Origin of the sequence: Rhizobium sp. M10 (assembly GCF_002531955.1) — a bacterium.
Lineage (GTDB): Bacteria > Pseudomonadota > Alphaproteobacteria > Rhizobiales > Rhizobiaceae > Rhizobium > Rhizobium etli_C.
In genome coordinates this window covers 140,246-156,323 of the sequence record NZ_NWTA01000019.1, presented here as the reverse complement: position 1 = coordinate 156,323, position 16,078 = coordinate 140,246, and the positions used below count along the sequence as shown (strand labels likewise).

The following is a 16,078-nucleotide window of genomic DNA, read 5'->3' as shown; positions in this document are numbered from 1 at the left end:
GCCTAATCCTTGGTTTTCGCTTCCATCGCGTCGAGGGCGGCGGCCAGGCGCTTTTCCTCGTTGAAGTAACGAGCCCGATCCCAGAAATGCGGCTTGCCGACGCCGGTCGACATGTGCCGGCCGATCAATCGGCCGCCCGCGTCTTCGCCTTCGATCTCGTAGCGCATCAGATCCTGGGTGATGATGACGTCGCCTTCCATGCCGATCACCTCGGTGATCTGAGTGATGCGGCGCGAACCGTCGCGCAGGCGCGCCGCCTGGATGATGACGTCGACCGAGGTGGAGATGATCTCGCGCACCGTCTTTGCCGGTAGCGTGAAGCCGCCCATGGCGATCATCGATTCGATACGGCTCAGGCATTCACGCGGGGTGTTGGCGTGGATCGTGCCCATCGAGCCGTCGTGACCGGTGTTCATCGCCTGCAGCAGGTCAAATACCTCGGGTCCGCGCACTTCGCCGACGATGATGCGCTCGGGGCGCATACGCAGGCAGTTCTTGACGAGATCGCGCATAGTGATCTCGCCCTCGCCTTCGATATTCGGCGGGCGCGTTTCCAGACGCACGACATGCGGCTGCTGCAGCTGCAGTTCGGCCGTATCCTCGCAGGTGATGACGCGCTCGTCGCGGTCGATATAATTGGTCAGGCAGTTCAGGAGGGTCGTTTTGCCCGAACCCGTGCCGCCTGAAATGATGACGTTGCAGCGCACTCGCCCGATGATCTGCAGCACGGTCGCGCCTTCCGGCGTGATTGCACCGAAACGGACGAGCTGATCGAGCGTCAGCTTGTCTTTCTTGAACTTGCGGATGGTGAGCGCCGGCCCGTCGATCGACAGCGGCGGCGCGATGACGTTGACGCGCGAGCCATCGGGCAGGCGCGCGTCGCAGATCGGGCTCGATTCATCGACGCGCCGGCCGACCTGGCTAACAATCCGCTGACAGATGGAAAGAAGCTGCGCGTTGTCGCGAAAACGGATTTCCGATTCGATCGTCTTGCCGCCGACTTCGATGAAGGTCTGGCCAGCGCCGTTGACCATGATGTCGGCGATGTCGTCGCGCGCCAGCAGCGGCTCCAGCGGACCGTAGCCGAGGACGTCGTTGCAGATATCTTCGAGCAGCTCTTCCTGCTCGGAGATCGACATCGCGAAATTCTTGATGGTGATGATGTCGTTGACGATGTCGCGGATTTCCTCGCGCGCGCTTTCGCCGTCGAGCTTGGAAAGCTGCGAGAGATCGATCGTGTCGATCAGTGCAGAAAAGACCTGCTGTTTGGTGTCGTAATATTCGTCGGTGCGAACGGGGCGCTTACGTTGCGGCGCCTGCATCGGCGGCGGCGTCATCTGCTGGCGCTGGTTCTCGCGCGAGGGTTCGACCAGAATGGAGGGAGAGGATGCCACGGGTGCGGATGCGGGCGCGGCCGGAGCCGGCGGCGGAGAAGCGATCGCACCCCCAGCCTTTCCGAAACCTTCGTTTCCGCGTTTTCCAAACATGCCCTCGATCCAATCTGCTCGTTCTTGTCGTTACTTGCGCTTCAGGAGGCCCAGCAGGCCGCCCTTCTTCGCCTTCCTGATCGCCGCTCGGCCGGTGACGATGTGCGATATCTGCGAAAAGGTTTCCGCCGTCGGCGACCTGGGATCGACTTCCGAGATCATCCGGCCGCTGTTGGCGGCGTTGCCGAAGAGGTTGATATCGAAGGGGATGATCGCGATCGGATCGATCTCCAAAGGCTCGCAGAAATCCGACGGCGAGATCTCGGGACGTTTCGGCATGCCGACCTGATTGAGAATGAGATGCGGCGGCTTATCATTCGGCCGCATCTTGCGCAGCGCATCCAGCATGTTTTTGGTGTTGCGCAGGTTGGCAAGATCGGGAACGGCCGCGATGACCACCTCGTCGACGCTCGCCAGCACCGAGCGGGTCCATTCCGACCATGCATGCGGAACGTCGAGCACGGTGACGGGGGCGCTGCGCTGCAGGACGTCGAGCACCGGCTGGAAGGCCTGGCCGTCGAAATCATAGGCGCGGTCGAGCAGCGAGGGTGCGGCGAGCAGCGACAGATGCTCGGAACATTTCGTCAGCAGGCGGTCGAGGAAGACCTCGTCGAGACGGTCGGGCGCGAAGACCGCCTCGGCGATGCCCTGGGCCGGATCCTGGTCGAAGTCGATATTCGCCGTGCCATAGGGAAGGTCGAGGTCGGCGAGGATCGTCTCGGTGGAGAAGAGATTGGAAATGCCGAAAGCGCAATTATGGGCGATGGTGGAAGCGCCGGTGCCGCCCTTCGAGCCGATGAAGGCGATACTGCGGCCGAGCGGCTCGGCTTCCGGATCGACGAAGATCGAGGCCATCGCCGCAAGGATATCGGGCATGGCGACGGGCTGGACCATGTATTCGGAAATGCCGTTGCGGATCAGCTCGCGATACAGTCCGATATCGTTATAGTAGCCGACGATGACGACCTTGGTGGTCGGATCGCAGACCGCGGCGAGCGGGGCGAGCTCGGCAAGGAGGCTTCCGACATTCGCCTTGGTCTCGAGGATGATGAGGTTCGGCGTCGGCGCACCGGAAAACATATTGGCGGCAGCGGCGATGCCGCCGCTGGTGATGCGCAGGCTCACCTTCGCCATGCGCCGGTCATTGGCACAGCGTTCCATGACATGCTGCAGGGTCTCGCTCTCGCAGAAGGCGTGAACGGAAATGCGCGGCAGCGGCCGCATGGCTTCCAGATCCGCCATGCGCACCGCCTCTTCGGCGTGACGAAGCTCGCTGGGATTCTTGATCTCGTATTCGATGGCGCTCATCGTCCCGTCTCGCCTCAGAAGCTGCTGTCGCTGCCGGCGACATCCTCGATCGTCGATGTCGTCGTTCGGTATTCCTGGATCGCATTGTTGCGCCGCTGCGCGTCGATCGGCGTCATGCCGCGAGGCGCCACCAGGTCCTCCGGATTGGCGACCTGGGCGGCGAGGTTGTTCTGCGTGGCGCAGCCGAAATTATAGTAATTCTGATTGGCGAAATCGTTCGAAATGTCCTTCGGCCACTGACCGCACTGCGTGGTGACCGCGGTCGTGCCGGTGAAGCTCAGGCGGATCGGCGCCGCATCGCCGGCACCGGCGGCGGCATAGGAGGTATTGATGATTTTCGAGCTCGCGATCCCTCTCGACGCCAACTCGGCGCGGACCTGATTGCGCAGCTGATGGGCGGCTGCCGAATTCGGCGAGCCTTCCGGCGACAATACATACACCGGACCCGAGGCGCGGGAGATATAGTTTGCGGCAAAGCCGCGGATGAGATCGCGCTGAGCGATGGTCAGGCGCCGATCGGTGGAAGCAACCGGAATATCCACCGTCTGCTCGGCCTCTGTGACGATGATCGGGTGACGGGCACGGTAATCATCCGGAATGCCGCCGGTTGTCAGCTGGTCGTGCGGGCCGGCGCATCCGGAAAGGATCGCCACCGAAACGGCGGCCGTGACGAAAAGCGCCTTGGAGATTGCAAGCCGGGGTGTCGTCGAAGTCATGAAGGCCATCGCCTGATCTCTGTTCTGTGCCATTGCTGCCGATGCGCCTCCACTCATTTGTAGATAAACCCGATCGAGCCGTGGAATTGTGCATCCGCGACGGGTGCCTCGCGGCGGCCATAGACCTTGTTGACACGGTTGAGGAAGAAGGTCGCACCGTCGTTCTCGGGGCTGAAATTGTCGTCCGGCCGGTTCAGCTGATTGCGCGCCACCGGACGCACCAGATAGGGCGTTGCGATGATGACGAGCTCGGTTTCCTGACGTTCGAAGCCCTTCTGGCGGAACAGCGTTCCGAGCAGCGGAATCTTCGAAACGCCGGGCGTGCCGCCCATCGTCTGGGAGACGTTGTCGCGGATGAGGCCGGCGAGCGCGATCGAGCCGCCCGAGGGCAGCTCCACCGAGGTCTCTGCCGAACGGCGCTGATAGGTGGCGTTGCCGCTGCCGGCCACCGGTTCGGAGACGTTGGTCTTGATCTCCAAGCTGATGCGGCCCGACGACAGGACAACCGGCTTGAAGGCCAGGTTGATACCATAATTGAAGGGCACGACGGTGACATTGCCGTCGCTGTCGGTCGTCGAGTAAAGCTGCTGGCCGCCGGAATTGAAGGTCGCGGCCTGGCCGGAGATAGCCGTCAGCGTCGGCTCGGCAAGCGTCCTGACGACCTTGGCCTGCTCCAGCGCATTGAGATAGGTGGAGATATCGTATTTGCCGATCGAGCTCTTGAAGAGTGCCGCCAGGCCGCCGCCAACCGTCGCCGTCGCGCTGTCGGCGCTGGGAGTGCCGAGCTGGGCGACCGTCATGCCGGAGGAATTGGAAACCAGGTTGTCGAAGCCGAGCTGCTTCAGCACCTCACGACGGACCTCGGCGATCGTGACCTTGAGGGTGACCTGGTCCTCACCCTCGATCTTCAGCAGGTTAACGACCTGGGAAGTCTGCCGGCCTTCGGCAAAGAGCGCCACCGCGCTGTCGCCGCCAGTGCCGGACGCCGTCTCCGTTCTCGTCGTCGCCTCGCCGCCCTTCAGGAAAACCTGGGCGAGATCGGCGGCCTGCGTGGCGTCCTGCGGGGTGCGCACGGTGCCGGTCAGGACGATGTTGTCGGAGACGATTTCGACGTTGATGGCGGAATCGGGAATGAAGCGGCGGAGATTGGCTTCGAGACCGGAGACGTCGCGTTCGATCTCGATATCGAGATTGATGATCTCCTGCCCGCCGGCGCCGAAGACAAAAATATTCGTCTGACCGACCTTCTTGCCGAACAGATAGATGCGCCGTGAGGTACGGGTGACGGCATCGGCCATGCTCGGATCGGATACGAGAATATCGTGCGCATCCTCCGGCAGATCAACGACGACGGCCTTGTTCAACCCGAGCTTCAGCCGACGATGCGCGTCGGGGCCGGTCTGCGCGATGCGGATAAGGTTTCCAGAATCGGCACGCGCCTGATCGAGGGCGAGCAGCGGCCCGAAAGGGGCTGGCGCCAGGCCGGTGACGCAAACCGCAAACGAAAGGCTGCCTGTCAGAAGAAGCTTGGCGCGCCGCGTTGAATTGCCCATTTCCACGTCCCTTTACTCCGGCTTCGGCGCTTCGCCGGCGTCCGTTACGATGGAGCCCGACTTGATGACCTGAATGATCGCACTGCCGTTGTCACCGCTGAGCAGGTAGTCGGCGGCACTGGTATCCTGCTCCTGCGCATCGGCGACCGAGCGCAGCGCGAGCGACAGCCGGTCGGCCATCTGCTGGGCGACGGCGAGAACCTTGGTCTGATCGGGCGTAAGCTCGAGCGTCGCAGTGGTGCCGACCACGGCCTTCGAGCCGTCGTCCTGTTCCTGGATCTGCTGGTCGATGGCGAGAACGCGGACATTGCTGAGCACTGTTTCGGTGATGAGCTTGTTGGCCTCGGTGCCCTTGCGGACCATGATGACGTCGACGCGGTCGTTCGGCAGGATGAAGCCGCCGGCGCCCGTTGCCACGGATATCTCGGTCGCAACGGCGCGTTTGCCGGCCGGCAACAGCGAGGACAGGATACGGCTGCTGGAATCGGCGACCTTTTCAGGCCGGATCGGCTCGCCTTCGAAGATCGGCAGACGCACGACGGCGCCCTGCAGATCCTTGATCGCATCCGGCTTGTCGGCTTCGGTGATGAATCCCTGGACGACCCCGTCCTTCGGCCAGGCCATCCAATGCACCGTGTCGTCGCCCAGCCTTGCGCCGACCGGCAGATTGGCGCTCGAGACGAGGATGTTGACGGTGGGTTCTTTCTCGATGACCGACTGGACCTGGGTGACGACACTGCCACTTCCGGCCATTTGCATCGCCAGGAAGCCGGCGAGGCCGGCTGCCACCAGGGCGACAGCTAGGATTATCAGGCGGGCCGGTTTCATCGATCATTCCTCAAGGCACGATATGTTCGCCCTGCAGAATGCTCAGCAATTGGTATAATTATGGTTAATGGAACGCTTACATTTTAAGTTAACGAGCATTTAAAATGCCGTTATTTCAGGCTTTCCAGCGCGGCGATGAAGATCGGTGAGGACGGAAAGGCCATGAAGCCGCCGATCGCGATGGCGATGCCGTAAGGGATCTTCTTGGCGAGCAGCACCGAGTTCGGCACCGGCAGGCCGATGGCGAGAATGGTGTTCGACTGCGTTCTCACCAGCAGGATGAGCAGGGTGATGAGACCGCCGATCATGGCGACGTCGGCCATCAGCAGGGCAAGGGATTGGTTCAGGCCGAACCAGAGCGCGGTGGCGGTCAGAAGCTTGGCGTCCCCACCGCCCATCACATTGAAGGCAAAAAGCGCAAAACAGGCGGCAAGCACGATAGCGGCAGCGGCAAGATGTATGCCGATTGCCGCTAGGCCCAGGCCGGAAAGCGGCGCGAGCACGAGGAACGAGACGATAAGGATCAGGGAAACGCGGTTCGGGATCGTCATGGTGAACAGATCCGAGAAGGCCGCCATGGCGAGGCAGAGTGGCAGAATTAGAAAGACTGCAGCTGCGATCATGCGTATACCCGATCATCGTAAGATGCGAAAAGGCTCACGGCCGTACGGCGCGTGAGCCCGCTCGATAGACCAGCCAGAGCAGTTCCGGCCAGAATGGGAGATGCCGCTTCGCGGCAGCTCGCTTAGTTGGCCGCCGAAGTGGCGCCGTCCATCTTGGTGCTCAGGCCGTTGAACGTGTTGCCGATCTTGCCGCCGAGGCTCGTTGCGCCGGTGATGAGCGCGACGGAAATGAGGGCGGCGATCAGGCCGTATTCAATTGCGGTCGCGCCGGATTCGTCCTTCAGAAAACGGCTAAAAAGCTTGGTCATGGTTACTCCTAACTCCAGTTGATGTTCAGCACGTCCGCCAACTGTTGCCGTTGATCGGATGACCGCAATCTAGTGAATGGGCGTTTCTATCGGCTTAAGAAAAAGAGTTAACGAGATGTGAAGGCAGTAAGAGGCCGCTGTATGGTAAGTATTATCTTATTCATTTCTCTCAATATTTAACGATATTCCTGGGTTAACGACGGGTTTCACCTGGAAATAGCGCTGGGGCCGCCGCCAACTGGGACGTGTGCTGCCCGGAGCGCGTGCCAAATCGGATCATCCTGCCTCACCTCGAAACAACTGGGTGAGTTTAAAGCTTCATTCACCATTTTTTTCCATTCTATGCGCTATTGCGCTGTGATCGTGAAAGAGGACCAAATGTCATCGAGCGGCAAAACCATTTTCTTTGCCGGCATGATCGCCGTTTTCGGTGTTTCGGGAGTTTCCGCGGCCGCAGACGATGACATGCTGCGCGTCTATATGGATCACGCGCGCGTGTTGAAGCTCGACCGCCCCGTCAGCAAGGTGATCGTCGGCAATGCCAAGGTCGCCGACGCGACCGTCGCCGATGCCAAGACGATCGTCCTGACAGGACGCAGCTTCGGCACAACCAATCTCGTTCTGCTGGACGCCGACGGCAACGCCATCCTCGACGAGCGCATCCTGGTGTCGATCGACGAGGGCAACACGGTGCGCGTCTACCGGCAGACGGAGCGCTCCGTGCTGTCCTGCACGCCGAACTGCGAGCAGCATGCGCAGCAAGCGGCCGGCGGCACGTCACCCTGATCGGCTCGGCTCGGATCTTCGCCATTCGTTAAAATCGTCGTATCGGACTGAAACGGAAAATCAACGAACGGACCCTAGTGTGGCAGGTAGATGTCGCTCGGGTCCAGGCAATGACGGTAGTTGATCAGAAGACGGATGAGGAGCGCGCCTTTGCGCCGTTCCGTTTTTCCCAGTTTCGCGCTGCCGCCCGCTCGCGCGACGGCGCGGCGGCGATCGAATTCGCCCTGCTTGCCATCCCTTATTTCGTCGTAATCTTCGCGATCCTCGAAACCTTCATCGCTTTCGCCGCCGAAGAACTCGTCTCCAATGCCGTCGATACGATGAGCCGCCGGATGCGGACCGGGCAGATCACCTACAATCTCGGCCGTACGACCGATATGACTCAAACGCAATTCCGTCAGGCCTTCTGCGGCGAGATCGCGATCCTGATCAGCTGCTCGGCGACCGAGGCCGCCACGCCGAGCAAGCTTTACCTGGATGTGCAGACCTTCACCGCCTTCTCGGCCATTCCGACGACAATCCCCAAGCTCTCCACCGACAGATATTCCGACATCAATACGGCCGCTATCAAATATACGCCCGGCGGCGCCGGCACGATCAACATGGTGCGCGCTTACTATCGCTGGGAAATCATCACGGATCTGGTCCGGCCTTACATCACGACGATCCGTCCCTCCGACGGTTCGATGCCGACGCAATATCTGATTATCGCGACCGCGGCCTTCCAGAACGAGCAGTATCCATAATGGCATTGCGCAACCCGTTCACCAGACTGGCACTGACGGCGCGGCGGCTGATCCGAGAGCGCAAGGGCGCCGGCGCGATCGAATTTGCGATCCTCTTTCCCGTGCTCGTGATGCTCTATATCGGCGCTTTCGAGATCACGATCGGCCTCAGCGTCTCCAAGCGTGCGACCCGCGCCGCCGGTTCGATCGCCGATCTTGTCACCCAGCAGCAATCGGTCACGAAGAGCACGCTCGCAGAGATGCGGTCGGTCGCAACCGCGATCTTCGTGCCCTACAACTCGACCTCGCTGACGCTGAAGATCACCGGGATTACCGTCGACGCCAGCGCCAATGCGAAGGTACTCTGGTCCTGGGCGCAGGACGGGAGCGTGCCCTATGCCAAGAACACCGCCGTCAGCGACGTGCCCTCGGACATGAAGACGGCCAACAGCTTCCTCGTCCGCACCGAACTCAGCATTCCCTATACAATGTTCCTGTTCGCGCCGAACTTCATGCCGGATGGGATGCGCACGATCACCATCAGCCGCAGCTATTTCTACCGCCAGCGGCAAGGCGATTCGATCCCCTGCGGCGACTGCTGACGGCCTTCACGATCTCGAATTTGCCAAGCCGGCCGCGGCATTATATGCCTGGGCCTTAGCCGCTTCCGACATACCGGAGGGGTGATCGGTCTCTCGGGTGTAACATGGCGCGTGCCTTTCTTTTCGTTCTGGATTCCTTCGGCGTCGGCGGCGCGCCGGATGCGGCGGCCTATGGCGACGAGGGTGCCGATACGCTCGGTCACATCGCCGAATTCTGTGCAGCCGGAGCCGGCGATCGCGACGGATTGCGTGGCGGGCCGCTTTCCCTGCCCAACATGTCGGAACTGGGATTGATGCACATCGCACGGTCCGCCTCCGGCCGTTTCCCCGCCGGCATGCCCGTCCCGGACAAGGTTTACGGCGTTTATGGCGCCGCCAGCGAAATCTCGCGCGGCAAGGATACGCCGTCCGGCCATTGGGAGATCGCCGGCACGCCGGTCAGCTTCGACTGGGGGTATTTCCCGACCGAGGGCGACGCCTTCCCTCAGCAATTGATCGAGGCGCTGTGCCGGCAGGCTGAAGTGCCGGGCATTCTTGGCAATTGTCATGCCTCGGGAACCGATATCATCGCCCGGCTCGGCGAGGACCATATCCGCACCGGCAAGCCGATCTGCTACACCTCTTCGGATTCGGTCTTCCAGGTCGCGGCGCATGAGGTGCATTTCGGCCTCGATCGGCTGCTCGCCTTCTGCCGTATCGCCCGGGGACTGCTTGATCCCTACAATATTGGCCGCGTCATCGCCCGGCCCTTCGTCGGCCATTCGGCCTCCACCTTCCAGCGCACCGGAAACCGGCGCGACTTCTCCGTGCTGCCACCGGAGCCGACCCTGCTCGACCGGCTGCTCGAGCACGGCCGGCATGTGCATGCTGTGGGAAAGATCGGCGACATCTTCGCCCATCAGGGCATTTCCAGGCTGATCAAGGCAAACGGCAACGAGGCGCTGATGGATGCGACGCTGTCGGCGATCGACGAGGCGGAGGACGGCGATCTCGTCTTCACCAATTTCGTCGATTTCGACATGAATTACGGCCATCGCCGTGACGTGCCGGGATATGCAGCAGCCCTCGAAGCTTTCGATGCGCGCCTGCCCGAAGTCCACAAGAAGCTGAAGCTGGGCGACCTCGTCGTGCTTACCGCCGATCATGGCTGCGATCCGACCTGGCGCGGCACCGACCATACGCGCGAACGCGTGCCTGTTATCGCCTATGGCCCCGGCATAAGGTCGCGTTCGATCGGCGTACGCCGCACCTATGCCGATATCGGCGAAAGCATTGCGCGCCATCTCGGCATTCCGGCCGGACCGCACGGAAGGAGTTTTCTGTGACATCGCATTTGAAGAAGGTCGAGCTGCACTGCCATCTGGAGGGTGCGGCACCGCCTGCCCTGACCGAGGCGCAGGCGCGGAAATACGGCATCGACATCAGCGGGCAGCTTCGCGACGGCGCCTATGTCTGGCATGATTTCGCAAGCTTCCTCGAATGCTACGACAAGGTTTCGGAGGTCTACAAGACCGAGGAGGACTATGCGCTTCTGACCGAAACCTATCTCGATGAACTGGCCGCCATCAACACGATCTACAGCGAACTCATCGTCTCACCCGATCATGGCAAACGCATCGGGCTCGGCGCCGATGCCTATATAGCGGGTGTCTGCGAAGGCATCCGGCGCGCTCGGGAAAAGGGCGGCATCGAGGCCCGGCTGATCGTCACCGGCGAGCGGCATTTCGGCCCGGAGAGCGTGATCGGTGCGGCCGAATATGCCGCCAAGGCAGGCAATCCGTTGATCACCGGTTTCAATCTTGCCGGCGAAGAGCGCATGGGCCGCGTGGCCGATTATGCCCGCGCCTTCGATATCGCCCGCGATGCCGGCCTGGGACTCACCATCCATGCCGGCGAGGTTTGCGGCGCCTTCAGCGTCGCCGATGCACTTGATGCCGTGCGCCCCGCGCGCATCGGCCATGGCGTGCGCGCCGTCGAAGATCTCGATCTGGTGAAGCGGCTTGCCGATCTCGGCACCGTGCTCGAGGTCTGCCCCGGCTCCAATATCGCCCTGCGGGTCTTTCCCGATTTCGCTTCGCACCCGCTGCGCCGGCTGAAGGAAGCGGGCGTGCCGGTGACGATCAGCTCGGATGATCCGCCCTTCTTCCATACGTCGCTCGAGCGGGAATATGCGCTTGCCGCTGAAGCTTTCGGCTTCGGCGATGCGGAGATCGACGCCATGACGCGCACCGCAATCGAAGCGGCCTTCGTCGACGAGGAGACGCGGAGGGCTCTGCTCGCCCGCCTTTGAGAGTGCGCGCCTTTCCTGACGGGGAAAGGCTCCGGAGGTTGGGGAAGATCGGCGCAAATTCGGCTGCACTCTTGCGGTCGGGCCGATTTCCGTGAAAGAAACATTCGATAGAAAGAATGAAAGGCTTCCCCATGGACGGCGTCACAGTCATCGATCACCCCCTTGTGCAGCACAAGCTCACCATCATGCGGCGCAAGGAGACATCGACGGGAAGTTTCCGGCGGCTGCTGCGCGAAATCTCCACGCTGCTCTGTTACGAGGTCACCCGCGATCTCGAATTGACGATGGCAACGATCGAGACGCCGCTGCAGACGATGGAATCGCCGATCCTGGAAGGCAAGAAGCTGGTCTTCGCCTCGATCCTGCGCGCCGGCAACGGGCTGCTTGAAGGCATGCTCGATCTGGTGCCTTCCGCCCGCGTCTCTCATATCGGCGTCTACCGCGATCACGAAACGCTGCAGCCGGTCGAATATTATTTCAAAGCGCCGGAAGATGTGGCCGAGCGCCTGATCATCGTTGTCGACCCGATGCTGGCGACCGGCAACTCCTCGATCGCGGCGATCGACAAGCTGAAGGAACGCGGCGCCCACAATATCCGCTTCCTCTGCCTGCTTGCCGCTCCGGAAGGCATCCGCAATTTCCGCGCCGCGCATCCCGACGTTCCCGTCTTCACCGCGGCGATCGACAGCCACCTCAACGAGAAGGGCTATATCGTGCCCGGCCTCGGCGATGCCGGCGACCGCATGTACGGCACCAAGTAATTTCAGCCTTCCTTTACCAAATGGAAAGACTTTTAAGGCCCGGCGGTTCGCCCCGGGCCTTTTCGCTGTCGATATTAGCAACTTATCAGCACTTCAGGCTTAGCAGTCTGGAAGCATGAGGCCCCGCATGAAGCGGGGTTTATACAGGAAGGATTTCTGTTTCATGCTTGTGCGTACGATCATATTCGCCAGCATCGCCGCGGTGCTCGCCACACAGGTGCCGTCCTTCTTCACAGGCACCGGCCAACAGCCCGCCGACACTCTTTCCGCCAATTACATCTCGACCGAAAGCGGTAAGCCCGCAGCCCCCGCACCCGTCTCCGGCAGCAATGTGATCCGCATGCGGGCGGATGCGCAGGGTCACTATACCGGCAGTTTCAAGATCAACGGCAAGCCGGTTCAAGGCCTGATCGATACGGGCGCTACCTATGTCGCGCTCAACGAGACGCTCGCACGCCGGCTGGGCTTCACAGCCAACCAGCTCGATTTCCGCTATGGCGTCAACACCGCCAACGGCCAGACCAAGGCCGCGCATGTGACGCTCGACCGGATCGAAATCGGCGGCATCCGCGTCCGCGATGTCGAAGCCTTCGTCCTTAGGGATGACGCGCTGACGACGACGCTGGTCGGCATGAGCTTCCTGCAGAAGCTCGCCTCCTATTCCGTCGCTGACGGCTCGCTCAGCCTCAAGCAATAGACTGCGTCAGATAAGACCCGCAATGACGGGGTTCAGCGCCGGCTCGTCCTCGGTGATGCGGTAGTGCGCGGCCAGTGCTGCGGCTGCCCTCTCCGCCGCAGCTTCGTCGGCGGCGTGAACGAGGGCGATCGGCTCGCCGGCATTCACGCGGGTGCCGAGCGGCAGGAGTTCGGAGAAGCCGACGCGATGATCGATCCGATCCGCGGGATGGCGTCTTCCGCCACCGAGATCGATGACGCTGACACCGATGCCGCGGGCGTCGCAGGCGGCAAGCCAGCCGGACCGGGAAGCCGGGACAGGCTTTTCAACCGGGGCTCGAGCCAGGTATCTGTCCGGGTTTTCGATGAGATCGGCCGGGCCGCCGAGCATGGAAACCATCCGCGCAAAAACCTCGGCTGCCTTGCCCGACGACAGGGCCCGGCGCGCCATTGCCTCGCCTTCCTCAGGCGAAGCGGCAATGCCCGATTTCTCCAGCATCTCGGCGGCGAAGGCAAGAACGACAGTATCGAGCCGCGTATTTCCTTTCCTGCCGGCCAGGAAATCCAGGCAGTTGCGCATCTCGACGGCGTTGCCGGCGCTATCGGCGAGCGGCTCGTTCATGTCGGTGATCAGTGCCGACGTCTTCACGCCCGCGCCATTCGCCACCTCGACCAGCGACCGTGCCAGAATTTCCGCCTGCTCGCGCTCAGCCATGAAGGCGCCGTTGCCGAGCTTGACATCGAGCACCAGCGTCTGAAGACCGGCGGCAAGTTTTTTGGAGAGGATGGAGGCGGTGATCAAGGGAATGGAATCGACGGTGGCGGTCACATCGCGCACGGCATAGAGCCTGCCGTCGGCAGGCGCCAAGGCGCCGGTCTGGCCGATGATGGCACATCCTGCCTGTTTGACCACCTGGTGAAACAGATCCGCATCCGGGGTGATCATATAGCCGGGAATGGATTCGAGCTTATCGAGCGTGCCGCCGGTATGGCCGAGGCCGCGGCCCGATATCATCGGAACGGCGAGGCCGCAGGCGGCGGCGATCGGCGCCAGCATCAGCGACACGTTGTCGCCGACGCCTCCGGTCGAATGTTTGTCGGCAATCGGACGGTCGATATCGGCCCATTGCAGCCGATCGCCGGAATCGGCCATCGCCAGCGTCAAGGCCACGATTTCCTGGCGCGACATGCCCTTGAACCAGACGGCCATGGCAAAGGCGCCGATCTGGCCTTCGGACAATCGACCGGCGGCAAGCGCATCGATGAACGATCGGATATCGGCAGCGTCGAGTTCGCCGCCGTCGCGCTTACGCCGGATGATCTCCTGCGGGATCATCTCAATAGCCCGACGCCGCCGCCGATGCCGGCTGCGCTCCGCTTAGAACCGCCAGTATATCGTCGAGCAGGCCGGAAGCGCCGAAGCGGAAGGTCGAGGGCATCGCCCAATCCGGCGCCATGATGGTTTCGGCGAGGCTGAGATAGAGCGCGGCATCGGCCACCGAGCCGATGCCGCCGGCCGGTTTGAAGCCGACCTTGCGTCCGCTTTCGCGAATGGCCCGGATCATGATGTCGGCGGCTTCGAGCGTCGCGTTGACGGCGACCTTGCCGGTGGAGGTCTTGATGAAATCCGCGCCGGCTTCGATGGCAAGTTCGGAGGCGCGGCGGATCAATGCCGCCTCCTTCAATTCGCCGGTCTCGATAATGACCTTCAGCAGAACGGGGCCGACGCATTCGGCGCGCACCGCCTTGACCATGTCGGTCACCGCCTTCTCGTTGCCTGATATGAACTTGCGGTAGGGGATGACCAGATCGATCTCGTCGGCGCCGTCGGCAATCGCCTCGCGGGTTTCGGCGGCGACATCGGCCACTTCCATCTCGCCCGCCGGGAAATTGACGACGGTCGCGATCCGCACGGCATGGCCGGTGCCGAGGATATTGCGGGCCTGGGCGACGAAGCGCGGCCAGATGCAGATCGCAGCGCTGTTGCCATAGGGCGTCTGCGCGCGGGCGCAGAGCGCTTCGATCTGCGCCTCGGTGCAATCGTCCTTCAGATTGGTGAGATCGAGAAGGGAAAGGGCGACCGCCGCCGTTTCGCGGATGGAATGGCTATTCATCTTCACTTCCTCTAGAGCATGATGCCGAAAAGTGTGAGCGGTTTTCGGACGACATCATGCTCTCACTATTTAATGTAGAACAGGATTCAGATTTTAGGCCGACCGGCCTAAAATCATCCTGTTCTGGCCGCAATCATGTCTTTCAATATGGCGGCGAGACGGGCGCCACCGACAGGCGCCATGTCCTTGGTTTCTTCATGGCTGAGCTCATTGCCGGTCATGCCTGCCCCATAGTTGGTGATGACGGAGGCGGCGGCAACCCTCAGGCCCAGCATTCTTGCGATGATGACCTCGGGCACCGTCGACATGCCGACGGCATCGGCGCCAAGGATGCGCGCCATGCGGATTTCGGCCGGCGTTTCGAAGCTCGGGCCGGAGAACCACATATAGACACCCTGCGCCAGCTCGATCTTGAGCTTTGCCGCAGCCTTCCGCATCGCGCTAGTAAGAGCGGCATCATAGGCATTGGTCATGCCGACGAAGCGATGATCGCTTTCCTCGCCGATCAGCGGGTTCATGCCGGAATAGTTGATATGATCGGTGATCTGCATCACCGAACCGGGCGGCATGTCGTCACGCAGCGATCCTGCTGAATTGGTCAGGATCAGCGCCTCGACGCCGAGCGCCTTCAAGACCTCGATCGGCAGGCGCATGGCGTTGGGATCGCCCTTCTCATAATAATGGACGCGGCCCGAAAGCATGACGACGGGCACGCCGCCGAGCCGGCCGGCAACGACCTCGCCGGCATGGCCGGAGACGGCGCTGACGGGAAAGCCCGGCAGGTCGCGATAGGGAATACGTACGGCGCCGTCCAGCTGACCGACGAGGGAGCCGAGGCCGGAGCCGAGCACGATGCCATGGCGTGGCTTGATGGCGCCGAGCAATGCGGCGAGCAGGTCGACTGTCGCCTTCATCCGAGTTCCGTCTCGAAGCTGAAGGGAAGAAGCTCTTCCATGGTCATGGTCTTCTGCACGCCGGCCTCGTCGCAGAGATAGATCTTCGTGTCCTTGGAAGCGAATTCGGAGATCTTCTGGCGGCAGCCGCCGCAGGGCGGGCAGAGCGGCAGCTTCTCGGCGATAACAGCCATTTCGACGATCTTCCTGGCCCCGCCCATGATCATGGCGCTGATTGCCGTCGGCTCGGCGCACCAGCCTTGCGGAAAGGAGAGGTTTTCGATGTTGGCGCCGGTATAGACCTTGCCGTCCTCGGCGCGGATTGCCGCGCCGACGGGAAATTTCGAATAGGGCGCATGGGCAAAGGCCATGGCGCCGCGCGCGGCTTCGAACAGGTCGTGGGACATGA

Annotated in this window: 18 protein-coding genes; 7 read left to right on the top strand and 11 right to left on the bottom strand. The window is 62.1% G+C overall.

What is annotated here, in order from left to right; all coding sequences use genetic code 11:
* Positions 1 to 2 precede the first annotated feature (2 nt).
* The 7 genes from CO671_RS25020 to CO671_RS24990 all read right to left on the bottom strand — a co-directional run bounded on the left by CO671_RS25020 (position 3) and on the right by CO671_RS24990 (position 6,823).
* Positions 3 to 1,487 carry a CpaF family protein gene (locus CO671_RS25020; protein WP_097608142.1) on the bottom strand — a complete coding sequence of 495 codons (1,485 nt, stop codon included), beginning with the start codon at positions 1,485 to 1,487 and terminating at the stop codon, positions 3 to 5.
* A 30-nt stretch (positions 1,488 to 1,517) separates the two neighbouring features.
* On the bottom strand, positions 1,518 to 2,795 hold the full coding sequence (locus CO671_RS25015; protein ID WP_097608141.1) for a CpaE family protein: 1,278 nt from the start codon (positions 2,793 to 2,795) through the stop codon (positions 1,518 to 1,520).
* Between the two features lie 14 nt (positions 2,796 to 2,809).
* A complete protein-coding gene (locus tag CO671_RS25010) occupies positions 2,810 to 3,568 on the bottom strand; it encodes a CpaD family pilus assembly protein (protein WP_097608140.1) in 759 nt (252 codons plus the stop codon).
* On the bottom strand, positions 3,565 to 5,064 hold the full coding sequence (locus CO671_RS25005) for a type II and III secretion system protein family protein (protein WP_097608139.1): 1,500 nt from the start codon (positions 5,062 to 5,064) through the stop codon (positions 3,565 to 3,567). The genes CO671_RS25010 and CO671_RS25005 overlap by 4 nt, the downstream gene beginning before the upstream one ends.
* A 12-nt stretch (positions 5,065 to 5,076) precedes the next feature.
* A complete protein-coding gene (gene cpaB, locus CO671_RS25000) occupies positions 5,077 to 5,892 on the bottom strand; it encodes a Flp pilus assembly protein CpaB (protein ID WP_097608138.1) in 816 nt (271 codons plus the stop codon).
* Between the two features lie 110 nt (positions 5,893 to 6,002).
* Positions 6,003 to 6,515 carry a prepilin peptidase gene (locus CO671_RS24995; RefSeq protein WP_097608137.1) on the bottom strand — a complete coding sequence of 171 codons (513 nt, stop codon included), beginning with the start codon at positions 6,513 to 6,515 and terminating at the stop codon, positions 6,003 to 6,005.
* 122 nt (positions 6,516 to 6,637) lie between these two features.
* Positions 6,638 to 6,823 (bottom strand): Flp family type IVb pilin, encoded by a 186-nt coding sequence (locus tag CO671_RS24990; protein ID WP_064681527.1) that lies wholly within the window; start codon positions 6,821 to 6,823, stop codon positions 6,638 to 6,640.
* 378 nt (positions 6,824 to 7,201) lie between these two features.
* On the opposite strand from CO671_RS24990, the gene CO671_RS24985 reads away from it, so the two are divergent.
* The 7 genes from CO671_RS24985 (at position 7,202) to CO671_RS24955 (ending at position 12,684) form a co-directional block, all read left to right on the top strand.
* The gene (locus tag CO671_RS24985) at positions 7,202 to 7,609 is read left to right on the top strand and encodes a pilus assembly protein N-terminal domain-containing protein (RefSeq protein ID WP_010028435.1); all 408 of its coding nucleotides are present in this window, start codon (positions 7,202 to 7,204) and stop codon (positions 7,607 to 7,609) included.
* 110 nt (positions 7,610 to 7,719) lie between these two features.
* On the top strand, positions 7,720 to 8,355 hold the full coding sequence (locus tag CO671_RS24980; protein ID WP_097608157.1) for a TadE/TadG family type IV pilus assembly protein: 636 nt from the start codon (positions 7,720 to 7,722) through the stop codon (positions 8,353 to 8,355).
* The gene (locus CO671_RS24975) at positions 8,355 to 8,936 is read left to right on the top strand and encodes a TadE/TadG family type IV pilus assembly protein (RefSeq protein ID WP_097608136.1); all 582 of its coding nucleotides are present in this window, start codon (positions 8,355 to 8,357) and stop codon (positions 8,934 to 8,936) included. Before CO671_RS24980 ends, CO671_RS24975 begins: the two co-directional genes overlap by 1 nt.
* A gap of 104 nt (positions 8,937 to 9,040) precedes the next feature.
* On the top strand, positions 9,041 to 10,261 hold the full coding sequence (locus CO671_RS24970; RefSeq protein ID WP_097608135.1) for a phosphopentomutase: 1,221 nt from the start codon (positions 9,041 to 9,043) through the stop codon (positions 10,259 to 10,261).
* A complete protein-coding gene (locus CO671_RS24965) occupies positions 10,258 to 11,226 on the top strand; it encodes an adenosine deaminase (protein WP_097608134.1) in 969 nt (322 codons plus the stop codon). The genes CO671_RS24970 and CO671_RS24965 overlap by 4 nt, the downstream gene beginning before the upstream one ends.
* Before the next feature lie 131 nt (positions 11,227 to 11,357).
* Complete coding sequence (upp, locus tag CO671_RS24960) at positions 11,358 to 11,987, top strand: uracil phosphoribosyltransferase (RefSeq protein ID WP_097608133.1); 630 nt, start codon at positions 11,358 to 11,360, stop codon at positions 11,985 to 11,987.
* Between the two features lie 127 nt (positions 11,988 to 12,114).
* Positions 12,115 to 12,684 carry a TIGR02281 family clan AA aspartic protease gene (locus CO671_RS24955; protein ID WP_097608132.1) on the top strand — a complete coding sequence of 190 codons (570 nt, stop codon included), beginning with the start codon at positions 12,115 to 12,117 and terminating at the stop codon, positions 12,682 to 12,684.
* A 6-nt stretch (positions 12,685 to 12,690) separates the two neighbouring features.
* On the opposite strand, the gene deoA is transcribed toward CO671_RS24955, so the two are convergent.
* The 4 genes from deoA to CO671_RS24935 form a co-directional block, all read right to left on the bottom strand.
* Positions 12,691 to 13,998 carry a thymidine phosphorylase gene (gene deoA, locus CO671_RS24950; protein ID WP_097608131.1) on the bottom strand — a complete coding sequence of 436 codons (1,308 nt, stop codon included), beginning with the start codon at positions 13,996 to 13,998 and terminating at the stop codon, positions 12,691 to 12,693.
* Position 13,999: 1 nt separating this feature from the next.
* The gene (gene deoC, locus CO671_RS24945; protein WP_097581330.1) at positions 14,000 to 14,776 is read right to left on the bottom strand and encodes a deoxyribose-phosphate aldolase; all 777 of its coding nucleotides are present in this window, start codon (positions 14,774 to 14,776) and stop codon (positions 14,000 to 14,002) included.
* Between the two features lie 113 nt (positions 14,777 to 14,889).
* The gene (locus tag CO671_RS24940) at positions 14,890 to 15,690 is read right to left on the bottom strand and encodes a purine-nucleoside phosphorylase (RefSeq protein ID WP_097608130.1); all 801 of its coding nucleotides are present in this window, start codon (positions 15,688 to 15,690) and stop codon (positions 14,890 to 14,892) included.
* Positions 15,687 to 16,076 carry a cytidine deaminase gene (locus tag CO671_RS24935; protein ID WP_004673557.1) on the bottom strand — a complete coding sequence of 130 codons (390 nt, stop codon included), beginning with the start codon at positions 16,074 to 16,076 and terminating at the stop codon, positions 15,687 to 15,689. The genes CO671_RS24940 and CO671_RS24935 overlap by 4 nt, the downstream gene beginning before the upstream one ends.
* Positions 16,077 to 16,078: the final 2 nt, after the last annotated feature.